Origin of the sequence: Seleniivibrio sp. (assembly GCF_021209385.1) — a bacterium.
In the GTDB taxonomy this organism is placed as follows: Bacteria; Chrysiogenota; Deferribacteres; order Deferribacterales; family Geovibrionaceae; genus Seleniivibrio.
Genome location: NZ_JAJOIL010000016.1, coordinates 1 through 26,421, shown reverse-complemented (window position 1 = coordinate 26,421; position 26,421 = coordinate 1). Strand labels below are relative to the sequence as shown.

The window sequence follows — 26,421 nt, the reverse complement described above, 5'->3', positions numbered from 1 at the left end:
CGGACAAAATGGCTGAAATTATCATAAATAACAAACCCTATTCTTTCAGCGAGGGTGAGTCCATTCTCGACGTGGCAAACAGAAACGGGATAAAGATCCCTACGCTGTGCTACCTGAAAGATATCACCCCCACGGGCGCTTGCAGACTTTGTCTTGTTGAGGTTGAAGGAGCCGACAGACTTCAGGCTGCCTGCGTTACATACGCAATGGACGGAATGAAGATTGACACAGAAAACGAAAGGGTGTGGGCGAACAGAAAACAGATGCTCGACTTCATACTCATTAAGCACCCTCTGGACTGCCCCGTATGCGATAAGGCGGGCGAGTGCGAACTCCAGAATACTGCGTACGAATTTGGTATGATGGAAGAAATAGTCACTTCTGACAAGCCGAAAGACCCGGTGGTTAAATGGAACAAGATAGTCTATAACCAGAACCTCTGCGTTCTGTGCGAAAAATGTATAAAATCCTGTCACGAAATGACAGGATGCTCCGCTCTTAAGATGGAGGACAGAGGATTTTTTAATCACGTCACTCCTTCAAGGGGCGATACTCTGAAATGCGATTTCTGCGGAACCTGCATCGACAGATGCCCCGTGGGCGCTCTTCTGGATGCCCAGTTCCACCATGCCGCAAGAGTATGGGATCTGGAAAACACTGTTACATCCTCCGTTTTCTCTCCGTGCGGCGAACAGGTTGAATACGGCACTATGAACGGACAGATAATGCGTGCCACAGCTGTTGGCAGCGGACAGATATCGTCGTCCGACAGATTCGCCTATAAATATCTGGATGCCGATTCACGCGCGCTTAATCCCGCCATCAACGGCACAGACACTAACTGGGATGAAGTAACTGCTCTTCTGAAAGGCAAGATAGCCGGACTGAAAGGCTCGGAGGTTGCTCTCATCGCATCCGCATCGCTCACAAATGAAGCATACGCGGCATATAAAAAACTTATGACTTCTATCGGTTCTTCAAATTATGTGTCTGAAACTGACCTTTACTACGGTGATTTCTACAAAAAATATGCTGAAAAATTCGGCACTATGGAGAACATCGGCACTCTTGACGACGTTGCGGACAGCGACATGATATTTGTTATCGGCGCTGACCTCCGCAGGGAATGTGTCGGCGTTAAGCATAAAGTGATGAACGCGGTCATAAAGAACGATGCTCTGCTCTACACTGTCGGCACAAGAAAATATGAATACGATTCGTTCGTTGCAAAATCATTCATGGCTGAATACGGTGACTTCGCAGGCGCTCTGGAAATTGTGAAACAGGACGCACCCGCTCCGAAGCCCTCTTCAAACCCTAAGGTTATAGAGGTTGAAAACGATCCAGAAAGATATATCCCCGCTCACCTTGCGAAAGCGAAAAAGGTAACTGTGATAGTCGGTAACGAATATATGCAGTCAGGCTCTCCAGCAGAAGCGGTACTTGCCTTCTGCGACTTCATAGGTCAGGATAAACTGAAATCCGTGATAGTGCTGAACGATCAGGTGAACTATATGGGCGCCATCGTTGCAGGTTTCATGGGCGGATACACTGCGAAACAGCTTGAATCAGACCTTAATGCAGGAAAGATAAAACTGCTCATCAGCGCCGGATTCAACGGCGTTAAGAGCTGTCCTCATGCAAAAAGCCTTGAGGCGGCGTTCAGTAAAGCCGGAACTTTCGTTGCAGTTGACCTGTTCAAAGACGGTTCTGCCAAGAATGCTCAGGTCGTTCTCGGCGTTAAAGACAGCCTTGAAACAGTGGGAACCTTTACAACTCTGGACGGCAGACTTGTTCCTGTCAACCGTGTTGTGATGGCGAAAGGCACACAGAAGACACACGTTCAGACTGCGGCTTATCTCGGCGAGATAATCGGCTCCGACGTCAATTCATGTGCTTACGAAACATTTAAAAGCGAAGTGGCTCCCATATTCGGCGCTCAGGATATGGAAATGGGCGAAGTTGACGGACACATCGCAAAAGTTAAGACAAACAGATGGGAAAAGACGGCATACGCCTATGCGAAACCCGCAGAGAAAGAGTGTATCATGCCAATTAACCCCAGATATCATACGAATATTATGACTGCTAAGTCATACCTTCCCGCTACGGAAGAACACAGGGAATTCCACTTTCCGGTTGTGGCTGAAAAGGTCACTTGTGCCGAATGTGCCGATATCGCAAAAGGTGTTCTCTGCGTAACAAAAGAATTCTGATAATTCTCTGAAATCAATACGAAAAAGCCGGCTTTGTGCCGGCTTTTGTTTTTTATTGCCACTATGCCGTTTAATGATTATACTCTGAGAACGGGGTACTGATGAACAAAAAGGTATTGAGTATTTCTGCTGTTCTTCTTGCTGTTATCATAGTTCTTCTGATAATAGATTCTACCCTCGACAGACCCATCGTTACTAATAAAATAATCAAAGCGATATATCCGGACTGGGATCCTGAAAAGAAAAAAGGGCTGAAGGATGAGGAAACTGCTCAACAGGGGCAGGAGGATCTTTCAGCACAGGAGCAGGGCGGCATGGATGAACCGCCGTCAGTTGATATCCCCACCTATTCCGAAAGCCGCACACCCATGATGCAGGCTGTTATGAAGGGTGATGAAAAAAAACTTATGGAGCTTATGAACTCAGACAGCTCCGGTATTAATAAACAGGATCTGCTTGGGTTCACGGCACTGAATCTTGCCGTATACATGGGCAAGGAACAGGCTGTCAAAACCCTTCTCATCGGCGGAGCAAATCCTAACATTCCCGATGTAAACGGCATGACACCTACAGCACACGCATCCAGACAGGAACGGCTGAACCTTGCGAAACTGCTCCTTGAAAGGGGAGCGAATCCAAACAAGCCGAATAATGAAGGACAAACACCGCTCATGATAGCCGCCCATTACGGGCATGAAGACCTTGCGGAACTCCTTCTGCACAATAACGCCAACGTAAACGTTAAAGACAAGCTTGGTCGCACGGCTCTTATAGAGGCTTCTGCCAACGGATATACAAAAATAGTGCTTTCCCTACTCAGCCTCGGCGCTGACAAGACCGCCCGCGACAACGTAGGGCAGACGGCACAGGACTACGCCTTCCGCTTCGGTCATGAGGACATAGCGGAGATACTTTCAGGTCAGCAGGCAGAGGACGGCACCGTCGTGGGCGAACCCATGCCGGAGGCTCCTGTCGATACGCAGACACCAGCACAGCCGTTGCTCAACCAGCCTGTCCCGACGACACCTGCCGCTCCCGCGCAGACACAGCCGATGCAGGCGCAGCCTGTGCCTCAACAGCAGAACCAGCAGCCGACGCAGTTCAGAAGCAACCTGCAATGAATCTTTCCTCCGCCTTTTTTAACCGCAACGCTATGCTCGTAGCCATTGAGCTTCTGGGCAAGATTATAACCAGAGACGGTATGCGCCTTCGCATTGCGGAGACTGAGTGCTATTTTATAACGGACAGGGGCAGTCATGCTTCACTGGGATTCACGGAAAAACGCAAAGCATTGTTCATGGACGGCGGCACGATATACATGTATTACGCACGCGGAAAACCTTCGCTTAATTTTTCAGCGCACGGAGAGGGCAACGCGGTGCTTATAAAATCGGCGGTGACGGATTGCTTGGGCGAACCGCTGGAACGCATGAAGAGAAACAACCCCATGCCCGACGGCAGACCGAGAGATGTTAACAGGCTTGCTTCCGGTCAGACGCTTGTTTGCAGGTCACTCGGCATGGATGTTAAGGATTATGACGGAAAACAGATAGATGAAACCGATATCCGTGTGACCGACGACGGATACAGACCGGAGCGCATAGTTCAGACCGTGCGTCTTGGGATTCCGCAGGGCAGGGACGAGCATCTTCCGTTCCGCTTCATAGATGAAAAATATCAGGACAGATGCACCGCAAAACCTAAAAAGGGCTGTTACGGTGTGTACGGATACAATGAGATTATTTCGCAGAATCAGAAATTTCTTTAACCCTACAATAGAATATGCAGGTGAGCTTTATTCCGCAGGGCAGTTTCGCAAGGCGGCGAAAGTGCTTCGCAGGCACGCGATGAATCCTGCGGCATGTTTGACACTTGCAACCATGTATGAAAATGGGCAGGGGGTACAGAAGAACGTGCGTGCGGCGATAAATCTGTATTTTCTCAGTGCGAAGCTCGGTTCTCCCCATGCTATGCTTATTCTCGGCAACTACATGAGGCATGGGATATACATGGAACAGCGGGCTGACGGCGCGCTTGAAATGTTTGAGGCGGCGGCGCAGAAGGGGCTTGCAGAGGCGCAGTATAAAGCCGGGCTTTATTACCTGCGAGGGCATACAGGCAAAAAGGATCCAGAGAAAGCTTTTGATTATTTTGAAAAAGCCGCAGAACAGGGATTTGCTGCGGCACAGAACAAGCTCGGACTGCTTTTCGCAGGCGGCAGAGGAACAATACAGAGCGATGAGGACGCGGTCTACTGGTACACAAAGGCGGCGGAGCAGGGACACGGCGAGGCTATGTATAATCTCGGGTGCATGCTCAGCGCCGGACGCGGCACCAAACGGGACAATAAAGAGGCTCTGCGGTGGTTCAAAGAGGCGGCGAAGCAGTATCGGTGAAACGGTTTTTTTGTGATTTTATTAAAATCGGTTGAAAATATTTAAGCACTTCTGTAACAATAATCTAATGAATAGCAGATTTAAACGTATATACCAATATTTCAAACCAAACAGAAAAAAAATAATCTTCGCGCTCATAGCGTCCGCCTTTGTTTCGGCGACCGACGGCGCGACTGCATACATTGTCAAACACGTTCTGGATGACATCTTCATCGCGAAAAAAGAGGATATGCTTCGGCTTATCCCAATCATTATTGTTGTGATGTATTCGTTCCGGTGCGGAGCGCGTTTCATTCAGGTGCATCAGATGCAGTACGCCGCTCAGATGGCGGTCAAAAAACTGCGTGAAGAGCTTTATGCGAAAATGATATACCTGCCCATGCGCTACTATGACACCAACGAGACGGGAACCATGATGGCGCGCATCATCAGTGATGCGAACAACATGCAGAACGCAATTCCATCCGCTGTGAAAATATTCCGCGACTCGCTTTCCGTATTTTTCCTTATCGGCGTTGTGCTTTATCAGGATTTTAAACTCGGTTCAACTATATTCATCGCTCTGCCTATAATGCTTTTCCTCATCAAAAAATCCGGCAAGATGATAAAAAGATACAGCCGCAAAGAACAGGAGCAGGTGGGGGTTGTTTCATCAGCTCTTCAGGAGAGCTTTACAGGCGTTAAGGTCGTTAAGGCTTTCGCTTCCGAAGACCGCGAAATAAACAAATTCATACGCCTGAACAATCAGGAAGTGCATTATAAACTGAAAAAACTTGCCGTTACGGCTTTCAGCTCACCCATGATGGAGACCATCGCAGGGTTCGCTGTGGCGGGGATCATATTTTACGGCGGTTTTGAGGTTATAAAGGGCAACACTACGCCTGGTACTTTCTTCTCGTTCGTAACGGCGTTCGGGCTTATGTTCGAGCCTTTTAAAAAGATAATCGGTGACAACACCACCGTGCAGACGGCGTTTGCGTCAGCCGACAGAATATTTGAGCTTCTGGACGAACAGAACGAGATGCTCGACAACGACGGAACCCTTGAGTGCAACGCTGAGGGCAAAGAGATACGTTTTGATAACGTCTTCTTCAAATATCAGACAGGTGAGGATATTGTCCTTAACGGCATGAACCTCACTGTTGAGCCGGGAATGACGGTGGCGCTGGTGGGTGCCAGCGGTGCGGGTAAAAGTACCATAGCGGCGCTGATACCCAGATTTTACGACGTTACTGGCGGTCACATAACCATAGGCGGAACTGACATTCGCGAGTTCAGCCTGAACTCTCTGCGCCGCAACATAGGCATAGTTTCGCAGGAACCTTTTCTGTTCAACGAGACTGTGAAAAATAACATAGCGTACGGAGTTGAGGAAGCGGATATGGACAAGATACGTTCCGCGGCTGACAGCGCATATGCAACAGGGTTCATAAACGAACTTACCGACGGTTTCGACACTGTCATAGGCGAGCGTGGCGACAGGCTTTCCGGCGGTCAGAAACAGAGGCTCACTATAGCGCGGGCGCTTCTGATGAACCCGCCTATACTGATACTCGACGAGGCGACAAGCGCTCTGGACACTGAATCCGAACGCATCGTTCAGCAGGCTCTTACAAACCTTATGAAGGGAAGAACAAGCTTTGTGATCGCTCACAGGCTTTCAACTATAGTTAACGCGGACATGATAGTCGTTCTTGACAACGGACGTGTGATGGCGACCGGAAAACACAATGAACTCCTTAAAAGCAGTGATATTTATTCAAATCTTTGCCGTCTTCAGTTCGGGAGCGTCGGGGATTAATCACTTTGACAAAAGTGCGGGGCGGTGGTAGCGTTCATAATACTTTTGCAGGATTTTGATATCTGGTGATTTTCGGGAGCCTTAATGGATTATTTCACTTATCAAAACGGAACAATGTACTGTGAGGATACCTCTCTTGAGCAGATAGCCTCCGAGATCGGCACGCCATTTTATGTCTACAGCGCAAAATCATTTACAGACAGTTTCAATACGTTCAGCAATGCCTTTGAAGGACGCGAAAGGATAATCTGCTTTGCGGTCAAATCATGCCCTAATATCGGTATTCTGAGCCTTCTTGCGTCTCTCGGTGCTGGTGCGGACATAGTTTCAGGCGGCGAGCTTGACAGAGCGCTTAAGGCAGGGATTAACCCGCAGAAGATAGTTTTTGCCGGAGTGGGCAAAACAAGGCAGGAGATACACGAGGCGCTTGAGGCTGGCATACTTATGTTCAATGCCGAATCTGAGCAGGAGCTTGACGTACTTAACGACGAAGCACGAAAGCTGGGCAAGCGCGCAAAGATAGCGATACGGGTTAACCCTAACGTTGATCCCAAGACACATCCGTACATCTCCACAGGACTTAAAAAGAATAAATTCGGAATATCTGTTGAGACAGTGCGGGAACAGTTCAGATATGCCGCAGGGCTTGACAGTCTTGATGTTGAGGGTGTTCACTGCCATATCGGTTCACAGCTTACGGATGTTTCCCCCTTTGCGGATGCCGCAAAGATTATGGTAAGCCTTATTAAAGACTTGCGGGCTGACGGAATTAATATAAAATATCTGGACATGGGCGGAGGTCTCGGCATAACATATAAAGACGAGACTGTACCGAAACATGAGGATTACGCCAAAGCGATACTGGATGCTGTAGGCGATCTTGACATAACCCTTATCTTTGAGCCGGGCAGAAATCTTTCCGGCAATGCAGGGGTTCTTGTTACCCGTGTGCTTTATACAAAAGATTCGGGTACAAAGCATTTCAAGGTTGTTGATGCAGCCATGAACGATCTGGCGAGACCGTCACTTTACGATGCATACCACGGCATAAAGCCTGTGTATGAAACGGAAAACAGGATAACATGTGATGTGGTAGGTCCCATCTGCGAAACAGGAGATTTTCTGGCGCGGGACAGGGATATTGCGGATGTACCTGTGGACGGGCTTTACGCTGTTCTGAGCGCCGGTGCGTACGGTATGAGCATGGCGAGCAACTATAATTCCCGCCCGAGAGCTGCGGAAGTTCTTGTGAGCGGCGGAAAGTATTATATAATAAGACGAAGAGAAACCTATGCTGATCTGACCGGACCCGAATCGGTTCCGGCATTTCTGAGGAACAGGTAAAAATATATGAGAAAAATCCCTTTCTACAAAATGAGCGGCTCCGGAAACGATTTCATCATCATCGACAACAGAGACGGAAAAATGGACGGCATCAACCTTGTTGATTTCGTTGTGAAGACTTGCGCCCGCTGTGTTTCTGTGGGTGCGGACGGTCTTTTTCTGATTGAGGCTCCGAAACAGGGAACGGATTTTTCATGGCAGTTTTATAATTCCGACGGCTCCGTTGCGGAGATGTGCGGAAACGGCTCCCGCTGTGCGGCACGCTTCGCATACCTTAACGGTATCGCAGGCGAAAAAATGTCTTTCGAGACGCTTGCGGGGATAATAGAGGCGGAGATCAAAGGCGAGCCTGACGTGAAAGTGCGAATGACTCAGCCTTTTGACTATAAAGAATCGTACACCCTTGATGTTAAGGGTGAAAAACTTGAGGTTAACAGCGTAAACACGGGTGTTCCCCATTGCGTTGTTTTCTCCGACGACGTAGAGAGTGTGGATATTATGAAATACGGTCCCGCTCTGCGATACCACGAATATTACGCGCCAAAAGGAACAAACGTGAACTTCTGCGGCGTGGACAACAACGGACATCTCAGGGTGAGAACCTATGAGAGAGGGGTTGAAGGCGAAACTATGGCTTGCGGAACGGGTTCCGTTGCATGTGCCATGTTCGCCGTATCTAAAGGACTTCTGAAAAGCCCAGTCACCATAAAGACAACCAGCGGCAAAATGCTTAAGGTTTATCTTGAAGGCGACAAAGTGTATCTGGAGGGCGAAGCCAGAGTCATATACACGGGCGAGCTGACAGAAGAAGCTGTAAATTATTGACAAAGAATATATACCGGAGGAATTCCAATGTTTGAAGGCAGTATTGTTGCCATTGCTACACCTTTTAAAAACGATCAGGTCGACGAAGAAGCTCTCAGAAATCTGGTTGAATACCAGATAGCCAGAGGTACGGACGGCATAGTTCCCTGTGGAACCACAGGCGAATCCGCTACTCTTACCCATGAAGAGCATTGCAGAGTTATCGACATAGTTATAGACCAGACAAAAAAACGTGTTCCGGTTATTGCCGGTTCAGGTTCAAATTCCACACATGAGACAGTGTTCCTTACTGAACACGCTAAAAAAGCAGGTGCAGACGGTGCGCTTATCATTACGCCCTATTACAACAAACCCACTCAGGAAGGGCTTTATCAGCACTTCAAATACGTTGCCGAAAGAGTGGACATCCCGATAGTTATGTACAACGTTCCCGGCAGAACATCCGTTAACATGCTGCCCGACACAGTTGTCCGCCTTTCCAAAATCCCGAACATCGTCGCTATTAAAGAGGCGAGCGGTTCAATGGATCAGGCAGGCGCAATCCTCGGCAATGCAGAAAAAGGTTTCGGTCTGTTCGCAGGCGAGGATTCACTTTACTATCCGCTGATGTGCATCGGCGCGAGCGGTGTCATCTCCGCATCTGTCAACGTTTGCCCCGCGGAAGCCGCAGCTCTTTACGACGCTTTCGTTGCAGGCGATATGAAGACAGCCAGAGAACTGCACTACAAACTGCTGCCCCTGTTCAATGCGCTGTTCCTTGAAACAAACCCCATCCCCGTTAAAAAAGCGCTGGAGATGATGGGACTTATCGGATCTGAGATCCGCCTTCCCCTTATACCTATGACGGAAGCCGGAACTGCGAAACTCACTGCCGTGATGAAACAGGTCGGCATTATATGACGAAAATAGCAATGGTGGGTGCGGCAGGTAAAATGGGACGCCGCATCATAGCTCTTATTAACGAAGACGAAAGATGCACCGTTTCCGGCGCTCTGGAACACTCCGCGTGTCCCTTTCTGGGGCATGACGCGGGAGAGGTTGCGGGCATCGGGAAAATAGGTGTTAAGATAACGTCCGATATGCAGGAAGCTCTCGGCGATTGCGACGCTTTCATAGATTTTACAGGCGCAGAGGTGACAATGAAAAACCTTGAAGCCTACGGAAAGGTTGGAAAGCCTGTTGTGATCGGAAGCACGGGGCTTAGCGCCGCACAGACCGAAGAGGTCAGAAAGCTCGGCGAAAAGGTACCCGTTCTGTTTTCGCCGAACATGAGTCTTGGCGTAAACCTCACCTTTAAGGTGCTTGAGATGGTCGCAAAAGCAATCGGCGAAAGATATGACATCGAGATAGTGGAATCCCACCACAGGCTGAAAAAGGACGCACCCAGCGGCACAGCCATGAAGATGGGTGAAGTTATCGCAAACGTTCTGGGCAGGGATATTGAAAAAGACGGCGCATACTGCCGCCACGGTATCATCGGTCCCAGAACCGATAAAGAGATCGGTATGCAGACCCTCCGCGCTGGGGACATAGTCGGTGAACACACCGTAATGTTCTGCGGGCAGGGCGAGCGCATCGAGATAACCCACAGAGCGCACACCAGAGACACATTCGCAAACGGAGCCATCTCCGCGGCGGTGTGGGTTGCTGACAAGCCCAACGGGTTTTACAACATGTTCGACGTTTTAGGGTTGTAAAATAATATGAGACTGCTTCGTACTCTGCAAACCGGAGGCGGGGCAGTCTCTTTTGTTTCCGTCCTTTCACTTCTGTTTTTTTTCATTTCAGTCACAGCCTTCGCCTCTAATGCCGGAATCAGATATTTTTCTCTACCCTATCAGGAACACGATTTTGAATACGCTCTCTGGTATCCGACAAAACAGGCTGAAACAAAACATGAGTTCGGTCTTTATGAGATATCGGCGGCAAAGAACTCACCCGTGTCTGCGGATATTAAAGGGGTTGTGGTTCTCTCACACGGTTTCGGCGGGAACATGTACGGACAGCACGATACGGCTGAATATCTGGCTCGGAACGGTTATGCCGTCGTAACGCTCACATATCCCGACATGTGGGGACTGAAACAGAGAGATGCCGTTTTTCATCCCGCACACCTTCGTCCGAAACTTGCCGTTCTTTCGCTTGAAGACCTGAGAAAGTCGGGAACTGTTAACAAGAAAGCATTCAGTAACATATACGTCGCGGGCTTCTCTATGGGCGGCTACACGGCGGCTGTACTTGCTGGCGGAAAGGTCGATCTTGGCTTGCTGAAAAGCTTCTGCGAGAGACCTGATTCGCCTGTTCTTCTTTGCCTGCCTATAAATCAAAGGAAACTTGCAAAGCTCAAAAACGCGGACATAAACCTTACTCTGCCGAATCTGCGTGCGGCAGTTCTTATGGCTCCGGCATATGGTGTGCTGTTCGGCGGGGATTCGTTTAAAAACGTAAAAATTCCTGTCTCAGTCTATGCGGCGGAATTCGATTCAGTAGTCACAGGCGATAAGAACGCTCTTTACGTTGCATCCATCATCCCCAATAAGACACTGACAGTTATAAAAAATGCAGATCATATGGTGTTCATCTCGCCTTGCGCCGAAAACAAACGCGAGAAGTTCTACGATCTGTGTGAAGACGACGATAGTGTGGATAGGATAAGCGTTCACGGAAAGATGAATAAAGATATATTACATCTCTTTGACAATTCACAGCAATAACGCTATTACACAGGTTAAATTAAACAGCCTTATTAAAAGTTCTTTTAAATCAATTCGTTATGCAATAAAAAAATAATGATGTAAACAATATTTACATATTGAATTAACAACGCCATGTTATATGTTAGTAATCAGAAGATGAGAATAGTCCGATTATGAAGCCAGAAAAGGAAAGAAATTTCCCGGACGAAATCATCCGATATATACACCCTGAAGTTTGTTATTTGCTGTCTTAATTCAAAGACAAGGGAGGAAGCAAATGTGATTTGCAGCGCAGCTAAGGGTGCCTGTGGACACAGGAGATTCTGCCCGATGATGGGCAAACAAAAAGGCGGAGGTCCTGAAACCTCCGCCAATTTTTTTGTTAAAAAAGCATTTAAAAAATTGCATATGTGTACTTTTTTAATAACTCGAAACAACGACAAAGCCTTTGTTTTGCTCACACTCCATCTTTTAGAGTACTTAACTTAAGTTATGTCGTATACTGAAAGACGAGATTGCTTCACCCCTAAAGGGCTTCGCAAAGACGAATAGAAAGCTCGTCTTCGCGAGGAGCACAGCGACGACGCGATCTCGCATTTGTCTTATTGCACGGCATATGACATTTATTTCGTTAAATGCTCTGGTAATAAATCACTAAAAATTGTTTCCGTGAGCCACATCCTGTGACTTATTTCAACTATTATACTGTGACTGTTTTAATCAGGTCTTCCCAACTCATTTCATCCTCTTTCACATATCCGGTGACACTTTCATACCAGACGGTTTTCTGACCTGTTTTTATGTTAAACCAGCGCCAGTCGTGGAGCCTGTTCAGAAGGAGCGCGGTCTCTTTACCCATGGCTCCTGAAAGGTGGGCAACCGCTGTGTCGGCAGTTATAACCATATCAAGATTTGCTATTACATCCGCCGTGTCGGCAAAAGTGCTTATGTGCGGGCGCATATCGGTTATGGCAGGGTCAAGGGGTGCGTCGGGTTCCTGTTTTGATATGTAGAAAAGCTTTACACCATCTTTTGAGAGAAGCGGAGCAAATGCATCCTGAGGGATACTCCGTGTTTCGTGTTTGATGTGTGATTTATCCGTCGCAAATGCTATGCCTATGTTTTTTGTTGATTTATCAAAGAAATGTGCTGTCTTTGCCCCGTCCGCTTTAAGGTATGCATCGGCGTGCGTCATTGATTTCGCTCTGACGTTAAGTACCAGAGGCAGGCTTAAAAGGGGCGAATGGAAGTTGAATGACTCGTAGTTTTCTGCGACGACCGTTACTTTTTCCGGCATGTTTGCGGCTGTCAGCGAAACGAGTTCCGGCTGAACCCGCAGAATTATTCTTTCGGGATTATATTTTTCAAGGTCGAGCACGAAGCGGACGAACATCAGAGTGTCTCCGAAGCCTCCCAGTCCCTCTTTTTCGTCATAGATATAGATCGTTTTGCCTTTAAGGTCATTTCCGCGCCAGAGAGTTTTTTCATCCCCCTGCATAATGTGCGGAAGGTGTTTAAGTCGGGATTCCAGCAGCTGAAAACCTTTGCGGAAGTCCTTGTTGCGGAGTGTTATGAGTGCCAGATCGACCTTTTCCCTGTGCATGTCCGGTTTGCCTGCGGTGAGCTTGCTCAGCATGGCTGCGGCTGTGTTGTATTCTCCCTTTTCATAGAGGCTCTGTGCGCATCCGCGCAGTGCGTCCGGATTGTCAGGTGAAATGCTGAGTGCCGCTACAAAACATTCTGCGGCATCGTCGTATTCCTCAAGCGTTAAAAACAGTCTGCCCACGTTTACTATAGTGTTGATGTTTTTAGGGTTTATGTCGAGAGAACGGGAGAAATGAAGTTTTGCTGAGTCGTAATCGCCCCGTGCTTTGCAGATGAGTGCAAGGTTTGCGTATGCGTCCGCCTGATTTGGGTTTATTACTATTGCGTTGCGGATGTAGTATTCCGCCTGATCGAGCATTCCGTTCTGTCTGTAGATTTCGCCGAGGTTATTGCTGTAGTCGGCGTTCTTCGGGTCGAGTTCCAGAGCTTTTTTAAGGCATGTTTCCGCCTCAAAATGGTTTCTTTTGGCATATTGTATCATCCCCAGATAAAACCATGCTTCCGCCGCATGTGGTTTAACCTCTAAAACTGTCCTGTAAAGCTTTTCGGCGGCGTCCAGTTTTCCCTCTTTGTGGTACTGCATCGCCACATGGAGTATCTGTTCGGGTGTTGCGTTCTGCATTTTCACGTCCGTCTGATGTTTTTTCAAAGATAGCACAAGTATGCACATATGACAAATGATAGAAAACTGCCTTTTTTTTGTTCATCTGCACAATTTTTATGCAGTAAATATATGTTGATATTCATGATTTTTTTTAATACAATTGTTTTAACCAGATGATTAAAGAGGCTGCTGATGCAGACTATTTCCCACGCCAACGTTTTTGAAATGCTTGCTGCCGACCTGGATCTGTCTGAAGGCACACTTCGTGACCGCCTGACGGTTCAGGGTGCGTCTGAATTTGTCAAATACCTGAAATACCACAATATAAGCATATTTACCCACAACGTTCCCATGGCGAACGAGCTTCGTGATATGGGCGGGAACATACTGATAAACAAAGATGTTCCTGTAGAGAAATATATTGAATCGCTCCTTGAAAGATATGTTGCCAATCCGTCATTCATAACGTCCTCTTTTGCGGTTCAGGTATCGGACGAGGTGCTGGAACTTTACAGACTGAAAGTTGAGGGACGTATTGAAAGAGCTTTGGACAGGGTTAAAAATGCCGGCGGTAAATTCAAGGCATTCCATGAATACGTTGACCACAAGACGAAGATAGGCAAAAGTCTCGAAAGCTTTCTGGCAAAGGTGATGGATAACGCGAAGGGGATCACGGTTCTGCTTAAAATGGCGCGTAACATCGACGGACACATGAATATGTTTTCCAACTCGGTGTATACAACCTTTCTCGGACTTATCATTGCCTCCATGCATCTTAACAGACTCTCTTCCGTCACCGATAAAGAATATTTTATGCATAATATGACTTTTACAACCTTCATGCAGTATTCCGGTATTTTTACAGGATATGCAATGGAGGATTCTGACGCGTCGCTTAAAAGCCACCAGTCGGCTCAGATAGCATCGGAACTTTGCCGCGACCCGCAGGTTTACAGGGCGATACTCCACAGATACAGCTATCGTGATGATAACGAAATTCCTGTTTTTAACATTCAGGAGAATGCGGAGAACCCGTTCATGCGTATCCTTATGACGGTCAATCTGTTTGTGGATATAGTTAAGAAGAATAAGTACACTACAGGGAGCATAGAGGTACATAAGGTGATGTATGAACTCGCCTATGCCGGATATGCCGATATAGATTCAGTAAAACTGCTGGGCAGGCTGTTTCTGCCTATGAAGAAACAGCAGCTTCTTGAATACGCTTTCAAACTCAGGCAGGCATGTCCTCAGAAGCCCCTTGTATGGGGTATTACAGGCGACATGATGCCGGTGAGGCTGATATGCGACAAAGAGTGTGCCTATTCAGGTCTGCACAAAACATTCATACCCGAAAAACAGAGCATTTCCACCGACGAGGGTGACTTCGGTGTTGGTAACGCCGCAGGGATCTACTACCCTTGCGAATTTCTCACAGAAAAAATGCGCACATATTACAACAATCTTCAGAAAAAGGACTAACGTTACTTTTTCTTCAGTTTTTTCGGTTCCTCTTTTTTCACAGGTTCTTTTTCAGCTTCCGGCTGCTGTTCAGGTATTTCTTCCACTATAACAGGAACGGTGGTTTCCGCTTCCACCGTCATGTTGTATTTGAAATTGGTAGAGACGAATTTTGACAGCATCGTAAGTTCTTCCGGCGAAACAGGTGTTTCTCTTATCACTTTAAGCTGCATCACTGCTGTGCCGTCTGATTTAAGCACCACGTTGTAATCTGTCACCTCTGCCGGAGCCAGAAGTTTTTCTATGCCGCTTTTTATCCCGACCGTCTTTTTGAGAAATCTATCTGATGCGCTTTTCACCGTCTCTTCGGGTACTATCCGCTTTTCGGCCTTAACTATGGTTCTGGTGTTGCTGATGATATCCTCTTTCAGTGCCACCTGTGTGATGTTTATGTTACTTTTTTTGCCCAGTCTGCTTTCTATCTCAGACCGGAGCAGAAGTGTTTCGTCGTGGGTGAGCGGCTTGCTGGAGGCAAGGGCAAGATTCAGAGTGAGCTTGTCCTTGTCCATACTGTAGCTGACGTTGAATACCGTTGCGTTTTTTATACTGCCCACTGCACTGTTTACGATTCTGCGTATCTTAATGTTTTCCACCGACTGTTTAAGGGTGAAAGAGAGGGGCAGGCAGATGGCAAGTATCAGCAGAACTATCATGATAAGCCGTTTTTTGACGTAGTTGAAATCTTTAAGATGCTGGAAATACTGGTTTCCGAACAGAATACCGCTCAAAGCCGTTGTGGCGGTTATCGCCGTGAAGTTGGTGAAGAACAGCAGAAACGATCCCACAGACACCGACCAGTTGCCCGTACCTATGCCGAATCCCACTACGCTTAAGGGTGGAATGATCGACGTTGCAATGGCGACTCCGGTGATTATGGAGAAAGAGCTTGCCCGTTTTGAAAGGTAGCTGACGGCAACAGCAAGACCGGAGAACACGGCTATGAAAAGGTCATAGAGGTTAGGTTTTGTTCTGGCAAGTATCTGCTCATTCATTTCGTTAAGCGGTGAGATAAACGAGAGGACAGCGGCGGACAGTATAACGTATACGAGGCTTTTCCCGATTGTAGTGAGCGATTGCCTCATGAGTATCTTTTCGGATGTGATGTATGCGAAACCGAAGCTGATGATGGGACCCATCAAAGGGGATATAAGCATCGCGCCGATGATCACCGCCACGCTGTTTGTTATAAGCCCGAAAAGGGCTATAAAGTTCGCCAGCAGAAGAAGAACCGTATAGGTTTTAGTCATTTCCGACTGGAGATAAAGATCCTCAAAGAACTGCGGTTCAGTTTCTATATTGAAAAACTGGAGAAATCTCTCAAATTTTGTCATATGATACTCCTGTATCACAAATTGTATCAGTTAAATATTAAAACTGACAATAAATATAAAGAGCTGTCATGAAATTTAAAATAGTATCTTTTATAATTTTTCTTCTGATGATGTACGTTGCATTTTTTCCCGACCATTATGTCGCGTTTCTGAACAACTCTTCTGCACTGAAAAAGGTCGTGAAAGAGGAACACCCTCCTGTGCTGACAGTTACGGAGACCGAGACACAGCCTGAAAACGGGAAATCATCGCTGAAATCTTTTCTTAAAACGACGGACAGGAGTTCGCCGTTTTATGAGTACAGTTCAAAGGTTTATAAGGATGATCCCGCTCTGGAAGCGCTTGTTGCAAATATTACAGCCTCCTGCGGAGATGATACATATTGCAAGGTGCAGAAGATATTTGAGTATGTCAGGGGCAACGTTCCGTATGTGGGCGAACCCAACGGGGTTAACAATATTCTTCCGCCTTATGAAACACTGGGAAAGGGCGGCGACTGTGAAGATCTGTCAATTCTCCTCGCCTCCATGCTAAACAGTGTGAACGGAGTGAAACCATATCTTATAGCGGTTCCGAAGCATATGTATGTCATGGCGTGCGGGCTGAACGGCGGTCATGTTTTCGAGCCTGTCTATAACGTTGTGTACGATAAAGCAACTCAGGTCAGTGATAATAAGTACATGCTGATGGAACTTGGCAAGAACAGCCGTGTGCGCATCATAGCCCAGTCGAACCAGCGGTTCGGCATTATGGTGTTTCCGTCAAAGCTCGACCAGAAAAGGCATATGGAGAAGAAACCTTCGACTTATTATCCCGACTGTTCCGCGGATGATGTAACGGTCTTCAGTAAAGAGTGCGCGTTTCCTTCAAACGGTGCCGTGCTGATGCTTTCCGGCAAAGGGGATGCAGACGTGAAGGTTCAGATAGAATCGGTTCATGCTCCGAACGTTCGCCAGTATGAGTTTGACAAGATGCCGTGTATAATGCTCGACCCGTCATACAGGGGTTCGGGTGCGGATATAGGCGAAGAGATGCCGAAATTTGTGCATGCGAAAAAAGAGGTAGTCAGGGCGTGGTGACTTTTCGGTAGGTTTGCGAAACTTTTCCGCGTCGGAATATTTTCAGCATAGGGAAGTATACGGCTGGTGCGGCGAGTGCCGAAGCGGCTGTGACGAGCTGATTTTTCTGAACGGAATCCGCAACGGCGGCAAAGACCAGCATCAGAACCAGAGGGACGGCGTAAACTGTCAGCAGTGAGCGGAAAAAGCTCCTGCTGTCGATGGCTATCTCAACATGGTCGCCTTTTGCAAGGTCGTTTGCGTTTTTAAATGTGATGCGTACATTGTTTCCGTCGGACATTGTGCATGATGATTTTTCACCGCATCCGGTACATGCGTGTTCGCGCATCACCTCGACAGTTGCCGTACGGTTGGAATCAACGCTGATAACCACGCCTGTATGTTTAAGAAGTTCCGCCATTTTTAAAATCTGCTCCGTATCACTCTGAAGATCACAAACGCCATCAGCGCATAGTTTAATGCCAGCACGAAGCTGTATATCAGTATAACAGTGTCCGCCTGCATGCTGAACCAGCCGCACACCGAGAACAGAACGACTATACTGACCGTGCGCATGATGTTGAACATAAGGAACATGCCCTGTTTGCCCAGAACGCTTAGAACATTTACGATAGGCACTACGACGAATTGTGCAAGGAGCGATACGGAAAGCATGGAGGCGAATGAACCGGACTGGTGCCATGCCTTGCCGAAAACAAGCACGAAAAGAGGTTCGCCTGCAAGCTGTAAAACCGCGAACGGCAGAAGACTGACTATGAACAGTTTCTTAGCGACCTTTTTTGAAAGATCGTATATCTCTCTGGGATTGTTTGCACCTATGCGCGCGGCTTCTGCATAATATGCCTGTCCTGCGGACACACCGAAAAGTATGACAGGCAGTGACAGAACAGATGTGGCAAGCCCCAGCTGCCCCACTGTTGCCATACCGAATAGTTTTCCGGTCATAAGCAGAGGCGCCTGAATGGAAAATGTCAGCAGAAACTGCGAAGGCAGTCTGTACATAGGGAAATCTCTGTATATCTTTGCGGTTCTTATTACTCTTTTTATGCTTACCCTGTGCAATGATGTGCGGAGTGTTTCTTTAAATGCTTTGTAATAAACAAAACTGCCTCCAGCCTGAGTGTATGCCTGACCTATTAAAAGCCCAGGAACGCCGAAGTGGGCAAAACCTGAAACCACCTTTACCAGCGCCCCGAAGAACGCCTGTATCATCTTGGTTCTGGCGATGGGTTTGAAAGCTCGTTCGCGTGTGGCGAAACTGCTGAGCGTTTCATATATTCCTGCGAAAAACTGAGTCAGAATTATAAGCCAGACATATGGTTGAAGACCGTCGGCGTTTGCCGCGCGGAATATGTAATTTCCTGCGAAGATGAATGCCAGAGCCGTGAGCATTGTCATTACGGCTGTTATGCAAAAATTCATCAGAATGATGTTCACCGCGAGGTGTCTGTTTTTCGGAAGAGGAATTGCATACGAATAGCAAAGGGTTGAAATGGGGGCTATCAGCGATGTAAAAGCTATGAAAAGGGACATTACGCCGAAGTCCTCCGGCGTGAAAAGCCTTGTGACCACAAGTGATGCCAGAAAGCCTATTGCCTTTGCCGCCCCTGTTCCGGTTGCGAGGATGAGCATGTTGCGGAATACTCCCGCCGCTCCGTCGCCCTGCAGTCTTTGTTTCAGTTTATCAATGTATTGTTTCACTTAGTCCAGCTTGACTTCAGTTACCGTGCTTTCCAGAACGGCGTCCGCTTTCAGCTTTACAATTTTACCTGTCGCTTTGTCAAATACGAACTTTCCCGATCCTTCGGTTTCGGTGAAGTTTTTCTCGGTGCCGTAAAAAACTATTGTAACGCCGTCGTGTACCGACTGGTCAACGCGGATGAAAGGCATAGGATGCATCGACGATTTTATCATCTGATCTACCCGCTCATCCATAGTTTCGTATTTTTTCATCAGAAGGGTTCTGGATGTTATGATGGATTTCAGCTTAGGATTCTTTTTTATGTCAGGGTTTGCCTTTGCCAGCGCACGGATTTTCTCGTCGGCTTCCCTTATTATCTGTTCCAGCTTGTCTTTATCAGCCATCGCGGTTTCCAGTTTGCTTTCCAGAGTATGTTTTACACCGACGAAAACTTTGAACTGCGGTCCCTGCTCAAGTCCAAGCCTGCGGACGTGTATTGACGAAAACGCCCTTATCTCGCCGCCGCTTATGGTGCCGTCGCCGGATGTGGCTGTTATTTCGCCTTCGCATCTGAGATGCGAGTTAATGCAGTAATTTTTTATTGTTATACTTGTAACCGCCTCAACGTCGGAATTCTCTATGAATCCGGCGGTGATATGTCTTCCGGCTTTCAGAACGCATTTGCCTGTGGATTTTACACCGGTTTTAACGGTGATGTCGTCCGTAGCGGTGAGGAGCGCGTCACGCACAATTCCCCAAACCACAATGTTTTTGGCGTGTATCTCAAATCCGCTCAGCACGTCGCCGGATACGGATACGGTGCCGTCGAATTTTATGTTGCCTACAGAATAGTCCACGTCGCCGTAGACCGAATAGATGGGGTTAACGCTCAGTCTGTTGCTTTCAAAGATGACGTATCCGCCCTCTTTTGCGGCATACCCCTGACGCTCTTCGTCGAAATATATGCCTCTGCCCTTATGAATTACAAGTTTTTTGCCCCGTATGGCGGGTATCTTTTCTCCGGTAACTTTGGTTCCGTCCCTGCCGGACGTTTCGGGGTGGTAAGAGATCAGCAGTTCGTTCTCCGCCGCCGTTACTATGTGGTTTATATCCTTGAAATCCACTCTGCCGTCGTCAAGTTCCCGCGGGCGCCTGTCATCCATCTCAAAATGCAGGGTCATCCATGCATCCTGACCGTCCTCTACGGGTATTCCTTCGGATATCAGAACCTTTTCGACAATATAACCCGACAGGTAATACTGAATTGAGTGCTTTATGACGTCCCAGTGGAAGAGTTCCTTCGAGAGCCGTTTCTCTTTTATGAGATAGTTCTCAACAGCTTCGTTGTTAAGGGTTTTTCCTTTGTTGATGGCAGGAAAGAGTGAGAATTCAGCTTTCATTTTGTCTTCGGAGAGAACAACGGCAACGCGGGCGTCTATGTCCATTTCAGTTTCTATTTCAATAGTTGCAAGCCATTGTTCGTCGAAGGTTAAGTTTATCCAGTCCTGTTCTATGCCGTAGACGTGTTCGAGGAGTTTTTTCAGCTCATGTTCATTGTGCGGAGTAAGTGTTTTAAGGGTTGTTACAGGCATTTTTTCTGCCCTAATTAAGTTTGTTGAGCGCTTCCATAAGCTTTTGCGCTCTCTGATGTCCGGGAGACAGTTTGATGCATGTTTCGAGCTGTTTTTTTGCGCTTGAGACGTACCCTGTGAGCGCCAGTGTTTCCGCCAGCACATATCTGTATTCAGCGTCTTCAGGATTTATCACCGATGCGCATGCGAAAAGCCTTTTCGCCTCTTCAATGTGTTCGTCTTTCTGGAGTTTCAGTCCCTCTTCAAAGAGTTTCTGTGCGTCTGTCTCCGGCTCACGGCTTTTCAGCGTGGAGAATATTTCGTTGTAAAGTCCGGTGTCGTTCATTGAGATGGAGAGGATATTTACCTCACCGAGAAGCTCTTTTCCGCGGAATATATGTGCGATGGAGTTGTCGCCGTCGGATTTTTCAAGAAGGAGCGACATGCCGCCAACGTCAACCCTGTCGTATTCCTTTACGTTCATGCTGGTCATCGCCTTGCGCAGATATAGCGGAACAAGTCCGACGGTCTCGTTGAAAAACCTGCGGGTGAAATCCAGTTCATCGTGAAAACCCAATATTCTCATACGTTTGAACACGGGGGTTATTGCGGAGAAATTGCTTAATATAATATATCCGTAGTCGGGATTGTGGAATGTAACGGAAAGAGTTCCTGCCTCGTTCTCAATTGAAGAGAGGTGGAAGTTCGGCGGCACCCGCAAACCGAAGCTGAAAGGCAGCGGGGTAAGGTTTACGTTATATGGTGATTCTTCAAATGAAATTCTGTTGATCGGCAGAACTGTATAGCCGTCTTTAAGACGCATATACGCGTATCCTGCGGACATCATCACCATTACCCATGTAAAAAAGACTGTGACGCCCAGAATGCTGCGTTTGTATTCAAAACGTACACGGAACTGTTTCTGACCAAGGTAAAGAAGAGCGACTGCCAGGCATCCTGCCTCCAGATATATTTTCCATGGCGCAGGCTCTGTGCCGAGAAGAAAAACACGGGCAAGAACAGCAGTCAGACATGCGTATAGAACTATGCTTGCATAATACCTGCTGTATACCATACCGTTGTACAGCAGATAACCCGCATGCATGAGAAGAAAGCTGAAAAATGCTGTGGAGACGAAATAGAACACAGCAAAATTGCGGCTCATTTCGTCCAGAACCATCTCAGGATTCAGAGCATAGGTAAGCCCTGTGTCCGAAGCGGTTAGCATTCCGGCAAATATAAGGGTTGGTCCCAGAAAGGTGAATCCGGGGACTTTTTTTATATAACTTCTGTATGCCATACTTTTATTTTATCAAGAAAAGACCAATTTTAAAAGAACTTAATCTTTATTGAGATCGTCAAGATACCTTTGCCACTGCTCCATCTTCGGTCTGTGCATGAAAAGATGCACAAGAGAGAGAACAAAGAAAAGATAGAAGAAACGCACGTCCGCTGACACTATATATATGACAAGTCCGAACAGCGCTATTGTTTCCGCCATTGCCGCGGTTATGACGGAGGCTATCATGAGTTTTTTGCCGAGATCACACGAACGTCCGCATTTTCTGCGCAGAAGCGGCAGAAGTGCGTTTGACAGCGGGAAAAAAATTACAGCTATGATGATGAAAGCTATCCCCAAGTGGTCGACAGTGGGTCTGGGCAGGTAATAATGCACCTTCATATCCAGCGTTTCGGCAAGAGCAACGAAGAGCGGATAAAGAAAAAGCCCCATTGCCATTGATCTGAAAGTCTTTACTGCCATGTCAAAGTAGTTTTCAAACGTCATATTTCCCCCGTGAATATATACCTTTATATCATGCGGGCGGGGGCGAGGCAATTAATATTAGACGTTTGCCTCTGTTACACGGTTTCAGAATTCTGCATGCATCAAAACACATAAAAACAACATATTTTTTCGCTGATGTTTAAACAAATTGATAAAATGAAAGAAAAAGTGATCTGATATTCTTTTTGTTAAAATTCACATATATGCATGTTGACAATTAAAACTTATGTGTTTAACTCGGTTATCTCTATATGGTTATTTTTATGTATGCGGGGGTATTTACAGTGAGACTAATTCATATTGCTATTTTTGCATGCTTTCTTGTGCTTTCAGGCTGTTTCAATTTAGACAGCGGTTCTTCATCGGATGAGAATCTTAGTTCCGAGGTTACATTCAGCGGAGACAGCGTATCCGCCGTTACGGACAGTTCCGGAAAATCTTACATTACAAGCAGTTCTTTGGGGATCGTTTATGAAGTTGCCGCTCTGAACGAGGACGGGCAGCCGGTCAGCGGTGTTAAGCTGACTTACACGGAGAGCGGCGGCAAATCAGTTGTCTACATATCGGACGCCAGCGGTACTTACGAAGATATCGTGCTGATTGGCACTCCTTCCGAGCTGGCGGCACAATATCCCCGATACAAAAAAGTGAAATACAGTTCCGAGCGGGCGACTTCCTATAATCTTGGGCTGGTTCTCAAACGGAACGGCGGGTTGCCGACAGGTTTCAGCAGCGATGCGAAGAATCTCAACAGCGCATATATGGGCTCGTCTGAACGAACCGGCACGGGCTGGTCAACAGACTGCTACACCGCTGCGGAAATATCCGACGCAATATCAGCAGTGGGACTGTCAAAGATATTTATATTCGGCGGTCTGACAGTTGACAGCAATATATATATGAAGATAGGCAGTTCATGGAACGGTGATGCTCTTGAAACTGCCATGACAACAAAACTGGCGGAAGTTTACGGCATGACCTATGCCAACGCCGCTTTGGCGAGCTATCAGATGACCTGTTTTATCCCGTCAGGCGGGTTAGGCAGTCTCGGGGCAGTGTGTGAGATAGTCAAAAGCAACGATGTCTGCCAGACGACACCGGGTGACGACGAAACCGTAAATAATGCACCGACAATCGGCGGAACGCCCACATACACCATAGCCGATGGCGAAAGCTACAGCTTCACCCCAACGGCGAGTGATGAGGACGGCGATACTCTGACATTCAGCATAGAAAACAAGCCTGACTGGGCGAGCTTTGACACGGCAACCGGAGCATTGACCGGAACGGCTGTTACAGGCACTTATGCCGGAATAACCATCAGCGTATCGGACGGGACGGATTCAGCGAGTCTGACTCCGTTCACAATTACTGTGACAGAGACGGTTGCTGAAAACAATGCACCGACCATCGGCGGCACGCCGACGACAGCAGTATACCGTAACGCTTCGTACAGTTTCACGCCGACATCGGCTGATGCCGACGGCGATACCCTTACGTTTACGATACAGAACAAGCCTGACTGGGCGGTGTTCAACCAGAGTACCGGAGCCTTGACAGGCACAGCGGTTGCGGGTACATACAGCGGCATAGTGATAACGGTTTCAGACGGTACTGACAACACAAGTATGGGCGCATTTACAATCACGGTGACAAACCGTACGCCATCAATAAGCGGCACTCCGTCGGCATCGGCGGATACAGGAGCATCATACAGCTTCACACCGACGGGAAGTGATGCAGACGACGACACTCTGACCTACAGCATACAGAACAAACCGAGCTGGGCGACATTCAGCACAACAACAGGTGGGCTGACAGGAACGACAACTGCCGGAACGTTTACCAATATAATAATAACCGTAAGCGACGGCATAGCCACAACAGACCTTGCGGCGTTCAGCATAACGGTTGAAGACCCCAACAATGCCCCGACAATATCAGGTACTCCGACGACATCCCTGTATGTCAACACTGCATACAGCTTCACGCCCACATCGGCTGATGCGGACGGCGATACTCTTACTTTCAGCATTGAGAATAAGCCTGACTGGGCAACGTTCAGCACAACTACAGGAGCGCTTGCTGGTACTCCCACGGTGAGCGGAACTTACAGCGATATAGTTATCAGCGTTTCAGACGGTACGGCAAGCGTATCTCTGGCATCGTTCGATATAGAAGTTCAGAACCATGCACCGTCCATAAGCGGCACACCGACTGCAGTTATGAGCGGTGAGGCTTTCAGCTTCACGCCCACGGCAAGTGACGATGACGGCGACACCCTTACATTCAGCATATCCGGCAATCCGACGTGGATGACAATCGACACCTCTACAGGTGCGGTTTCGGGAACAGCGGAAGCGGGTGTATATGAAGATGTAGTCATAACAGTATCCGACGGCAGAACAGGCGGTGTAAACACGCTTACGTTCGATCTTACGATAGTTTCATGGGTAATGACCAAAACGGGGCAGACAAGCTGCTGGGACAGTGCAGGAACGCTCCTTGATGCTGCGGCATGTCTTTTAAGCGGGCAGGACGGAGCATATCAGGCGGGTGCAGATCCTGACTACACCAGAGAGAGCGTAACAGATGCCGCTATCGTGGACAATGTGAACGGTCTTATGTGGCAGGATAACGGGGATGATTATTCGGATACATGGGACAATGCTGTAACTATCTGTGCAGACCTTACCATCGACAGCTACAGCGACTGGAGGCTTCCGTCAATCGAAGAACTGGAGACCATCGTAAATTACGACGGGTTCAGTCCGGCGTTAAATTCCGCCTTCGTAAATGTCAGCCAGTCATACTATTGGTCGTCAACAGCAGAAGGCGATGGTACGTACGGAAATTACTGGGGAATGTATTTCCGTGACGGTGTTTCGCAGACGTATATCGGAACTGATTTGCTTCATGTTTTATGTGTCCGCGGTAATTCATATCCCGCTGCAGATTTCGTGAGGAATGATACGAAAGAGATAGTGACTGACAATAACACAGGGCTTATGTGGCAGGACGATGCAGAGGCCGCATCAGTTTCAGATGTGTGGGCAGACGCAATAAGCTATTGCGAAAACAAAGAACTTGGCGGCTATGCTGACTGGAGAATGCCCAACATCAGAGAGCTTTTGTCTATCAGGGAAGAAAGCGCTCACGAACCTGCAATAAGCTCAGTGTTCCAGAATACCGCCTGGAGCGGCTACTGGTCTTCGTCCACATATAAGGTTTTCGGCGCAGTCGAGGCTGCATGGACAATCTGGTTCGATTATCCCGCTATGTATTTCGGTGCTAAATCTTCGGAAAGTTACAATGTCCGGTGTGTCCGGGGCGGACTGTAAAAATCAATTAAGGGGTGCAGCGTGCGCCCCTTTTTTTCGCTAAAAAGATTATTTTAGTGTTTGATATACGCCCCATGCTGTGATAGATTATATGACTTAAATTTTTTAAGCCGCCCTGAACTTTTCGGGGTGTATTGAAATAAGATTGCTTTGCTTACGCTCGCAATGACGGCTTTTTGTCTCTGCGAGGGCTTGCACGAAGCAGTCTGCAACGATTGCAAAAGAGAATGTAAATCCCCCTTTCTCCCCCTTTGCTAAAGGGGGAGAAAAAGCTCCCTTCTTTGTTAAAAGGATGGTTGGGGTGGATTTTCTTACAGAGGTGAAAGTGTCGGAGGCGCAGGACGCGCCGACACGGAGTGCTGGTTGAGCCGCTTTGCGGTGAAACCAAGCGTAGTGTGAGCGTACACAGGCTTCTGCCTGTGTTAAGCGTTTGATAAAAAACTGCACGACGCAGTTTTTTATAAGAGGTGAATATGAGAAGCGACAGAACAAAAGTCGGCATAGACAGAGCACCCGCCAGAGCACTTATGTATGGCACGGGTATGCCGGAAAGCAGCATGGGCAGAGCGCACATAGGCATCTGTTCCAGTTTCACCGATCTTATCCCCGGACACGTGGGTATGA

20 protein-coding genes are annotated in these 26,421 nt (G+C 47.7%); 13 read left to right on the top strand and 7 right to left on the bottom strand.

The features are described from left to right. Positions 1–8 precede the first annotated feature (8 nt). The 10 genes from LRY47_RS04575 (at position 9) to LRY47_RS04530 (ending at position 11,296) form a co-directional block, all read left to right on the top strand. The gene (locus LRY47_RS04575; RefSeq protein ID WP_295222999.1) at positions 9–2,216 is read left to right on the top strand and encodes a molybdopterin-dependent oxidoreductase; all 2,208 of its coding nucleotides are present in this window, start codon (positions 9–11) and stop codon (positions 2,214–2,216) included. Between the two features lie 101 nt (positions 2,217–2,317). Continuing rightward, positions 2,318–3,337, top strand: coding sequence for an ankyrin repeat domain-containing protein (locus tag LRY47_RS04570; RefSeq protein WP_295222998.1), 1,020 nt, complete (start codon positions 2,318–2,320; stop codon positions 3,335–3,337). Further along, a complete protein-coding gene (locus LRY47_RS04565) occupies positions 3,334–3,984 on the top strand; it encodes a DNA-3-methyladenine glycosylase (protein ID WP_295222996.1) in 651 nt (216 codons plus the stop codon). Before LRY47_RS04570 ends, LRY47_RS04565 begins: the two co-directional genes overlap by 4 nt. Beyond that, positions 3,950–4,612: a tetratricopeptide repeat protein gene (locus LRY47_RS04560; protein ID WP_295222994.1), complete on the top strand. Its 663-nt coding sequence runs from the start codon at positions 3,950–3,952 to the stop codon at positions 4,610–4,612. Before LRY47_RS04565 ends, LRY47_RS04560 begins: the two co-directional genes overlap by 35 nt. 67 nt (positions 4,613–4,679) lie before the next feature. Next, entirely contained in the window at positions 4,680–6,413 is a 1,734-nt protein-coding gene (locus LRY47_RS04555; RefSeq protein ID WP_295222992.1) for an ABC transporter transmembrane domain-containing protein, read from the top strand. Positions 6,414–6,497: 84 nt separating this feature from the next. Continuing rightward, the gene (gene lysA, locus LRY47_RS04550; RefSeq protein ID WP_295222991.1) at positions 6,498–7,757 is read left to right on the top strand and encodes a diaminopimelate decarboxylase; all 1,260 of its coding nucleotides are present in this window, start codon (positions 6,498–6,500) and stop codon (positions 7,755–7,757) included. A gap of 6 nt (positions 7,758–7,763) precedes the next feature. Next, on the top strand, positions 7,764–8,582 hold the full coding sequence (gene dapF / locus LRY47_RS04545; protein WP_295222989.1) for a diaminopimelate epimerase: 819 nt from the start codon (positions 7,764–7,766) through the stop codon (positions 8,580–8,582). 27 nt (positions 8,583–8,609) lie between these two features. Then, positions 8,610–9,482, top strand: a complete 873-nt coding sequence (gene dapA, locus LRY47_RS04540) for a 4-hydroxy-tetrahydrodipicolinate synthase (protein WP_295222987.1) — start codon at positions 8,610–8,612, stop codon at positions 9,480–9,482. Next, positions 9,479–10,279, top strand: coding sequence for a 4-hydroxy-tetrahydrodipicolinate reductase (dapB, locus tag LRY47_RS04535; RefSeq protein WP_295222985.1), 801 nt, complete (start codon positions 9,479–9,481; stop codon positions 10,277–10,279). Before dapA ends, dapB begins: the two co-directional genes overlap by 4 nt. A 6-nt stretch (positions 10,280–10,285) precedes the next feature. Beyond that, on the top strand, positions 10,286–11,296 hold the full coding sequence (locus tag LRY47_RS04530; protein ID WP_295222983.1) for a hypothetical protein: 1,011 nt from the start codon (positions 10,286–10,288) through the stop codon (positions 11,294–11,296). 682 nt (positions 11,297–11,978) lie between these two features. On the opposite strand, the gene LRY47_RS04525 is transcribed toward LRY47_RS04530, so the two are convergent. Further along, positions 11,979–13,505 carry a tetratricopeptide repeat protein gene (locus LRY47_RS04525; protein ID WP_295222981.1) on the bottom strand — a complete coding sequence of 509 codons (1,527 nt, stop codon included), beginning with the start codon at positions 13,503–13,505 and terminating at the stop codon, positions 11,979–11,981. A gap of 174 nt (positions 13,506–13,679) precedes the next feature. Here LRY47_RS04525 and LRY47_RS04520 point away from each other — a divergent pair, with 174 nt between their 5' ends. Next, the gene (locus tag LRY47_RS04520) at positions 13,680–14,969 is read left to right on the top strand and encodes a hypothetical protein (protein ID WP_295222979.1); all 1,290 of its coding nucleotides are present in this window, start codon (positions 13,680–13,682) and stop codon (positions 14,967–14,969) included. 2 nt (positions 14,970–14,971) lie between these two features. Here LRY47_RS04520 and LRY47_RS04515 read toward each other — a convergent pair whose 3' ends face one another. Next, a complete protein-coding gene (locus LRY47_RS04515) occupies positions 14,972–16,339 on the bottom strand; it encodes a TIGR00341 family protein (RefSeq protein ID WP_295222978.1) in 1,368 nt (455 codons plus the stop codon). A gap of 68 nt (positions 16,340–16,407) precedes the next feature. Here LRY47_RS04515 and LRY47_RS04510 point away from each other — a divergent pair, with 68 nt between their 5' ends. Then, positions 16,408–17,418, top strand: coding sequence for a transglutaminase-like domain-containing protein (locus LRY47_RS04510; protein WP_295222976.1), 1,011 nt, complete (start codon positions 16,408–16,410; stop codon positions 17,416–17,418). On the opposite strand, the gene LRY47_RS04505 is transcribed toward LRY47_RS04510, so the two are convergent. From LRY47_RS04505 to LRY47_RS04485, 5 genes are read right to left on the bottom strand one after another with little or no spacing between them, the layout of a single operon-like run. After that, complete coding sequence (locus LRY47_RS04505; protein WP_295222974.1) at positions 17,405–17,818, bottom strand: SoxR reducing system RseC family protein; 414 nt, start codon at positions 17,816–17,818, stop codon at positions 17,405–17,407. The genes LRY47_RS04510 and LRY47_RS04505 overlap by 14 nt on opposite strands. Positions 17,819–17,820: 2 nt before the next feature. After that, positions 17,821–19,119: an oligosaccharide flippase family protein gene (locus LRY47_RS04500; protein WP_295222972.1), complete on the bottom strand. Its 1,299-nt coding sequence runs from the start codon at positions 19,117–19,119 to the stop codon at positions 17,821–17,823. Then, complete coding sequence (locus tag LRY47_RS04495; protein WP_295222971.1) at positions 19,120–20,691, bottom strand: FapA family protein; 1,572 nt, start codon at positions 20,689–20,691, stop codon at positions 19,120–19,122. A 10-nt stretch (positions 20,692–20,701) separates the two neighbouring features. After that, positions 20,702–21,970: a tetratricopeptide repeat protein gene (locus LRY47_RS04490; protein WP_295222970.1), complete on the bottom strand. Its 1,269-nt coding sequence runs from the start codon at positions 21,968–21,970 to the stop codon at positions 20,702–20,704. A 39-nt stretch (positions 21,971–22,009) separates the two neighbouring features. Next, a complete protein-coding gene (locus LRY47_RS04485) occupies positions 22,010–22,456 on the bottom strand; it encodes a hypothetical protein (protein ID WP_295222968.1) in 447 nt (148 codons plus the stop codon). Positions 22,457–22,740: 284 nt separating this feature from the next. Between LRY47_RS04485 and LRY47_RS04480 the strand changes: the two genes are divergently transcribed. Then, positions 22,741–25,797, top strand: coding sequence for a DUF1566 domain-containing protein (locus LRY47_RS04480; protein ID WP_295222966.1), 3,057 nt, complete (start codon positions 22,741–22,743; stop codon positions 25,795–25,797). Positions 25,798–26,421: the final 624 nt, after the last annotated feature.

Coding starts and splice junctions, on each gene's coding strand:
- LRY47_RS04570 (WP_295222998.1), top strand. CDS start 2,318: ATGAACAAAAAGGTATTGAGTATTTCTGCTGTTCTTCTTGCTGTTATC.
- dapB (WP_295222985.1), top strand. CDS start 9,479: ATGACGAAAATAGCAATGGTGGGTGCGGCAGGTAAAATGGGACGCCGC.
- LRY47_RS04525 (WP_295222981.1), bottom strand. CDS start 13,505: ATGCAGAACGCAACACCCGAACAGATACTCCATGTGGCGATGCAGTAC.
- LRY47_RS04530 (WP_295222983.1), top strand. CDS start 10,286: ATGAGACTGCTTCGTACTCTGCAAACCGGAGGCGGGGCAGTCTCTTTT.
- LRY47_RS04495 (WP_295222971.1), bottom strand. CDS start 20,691: ATGCCTGTAACAACCCTTAAAACACTTACTCCGCACAATGAACATGAG.
- LRY47_RS04555 (WP_295222992.1), top strand. CDS start 4,680: ATGAATAGCAGATTTAAACGTATATACCAATATTTCAAACCAAACAGA.
- dapF (WP_295222989.1), top strand. CDS start 7,764: ATGAGAAAAATCCCTTTCTACAAAATGAGCGGCTCCGGAAACGATTTC.
- LRY47_RS04490 (WP_295222970.1), bottom strand. CDS start 21,970: ATGGCATACAGAAGTTATATAAAAAAAGTCCCCGGATTCACCTTTCTG.
- LRY47_RS04505 (WP_295222974.1), bottom strand. CDS start 17,818: ATGGCGGAACTTCTTAAACATACAGGCGTGGTTATCAGCGTTGATTCC.
- LRY47_RS04515 (WP_295222978.1), bottom strand. CDS start 16,339: ATGACAAAATTTGAGAGATTTCTCCAGTTTTTCAATATAGAAACTGAA.
- LRY47_RS04575 (WP_295222999.1), top strand. CDS start 9: ATGGCTGAAATTATCATAAATAACAAACCCTATTCTTTCAGCGAGGGT.
- LRY47_RS04520 (WP_295222979.1), top strand. CDS start 13,680: ATGCAGACTATTTCCCACGCCAACGTTTTTGAAATGCTTGCTGCCGAC.
- lysA (WP_295222991.1), top strand. CDS start 6,498: ATGGATTATTTCACTTATCAAAACGGAACAATGTACTGTGAGGATACC.
- LRY47_RS04565 (WP_295222996.1), top strand. CDS start 3,334: ATGAATCTTTCCTCCGCCTTTTTTAACCGCAACGCTATGCTCGTAGCC.
- LRY47_RS04560 (WP_295222994.1), top strand. CDS start 3,950: ATGAGATTATTTCGCAGAATCAGAAATTTCTTTAACCCTACAATAGAA.
- LRY47_RS04485 (WP_295222968.1), bottom strand. CDS start 22,456: ATGACGTTTGAAAACTACTTTGACATGGCAGTAAAGACTTTCAGATCA.
- LRY47_RS04510 (WP_295222976.1), top strand. CDS start 16,408: ATGAAATTTAAAATAGTATCTTTTATAATTTTTCTTCTGATGATGTAC.
- dapA (WP_295222987.1), top strand. CDS start 8,610: ATGTTTGAAGGCAGTATTGTTGCCATTGCTACACCTTTTAAAAACGAT.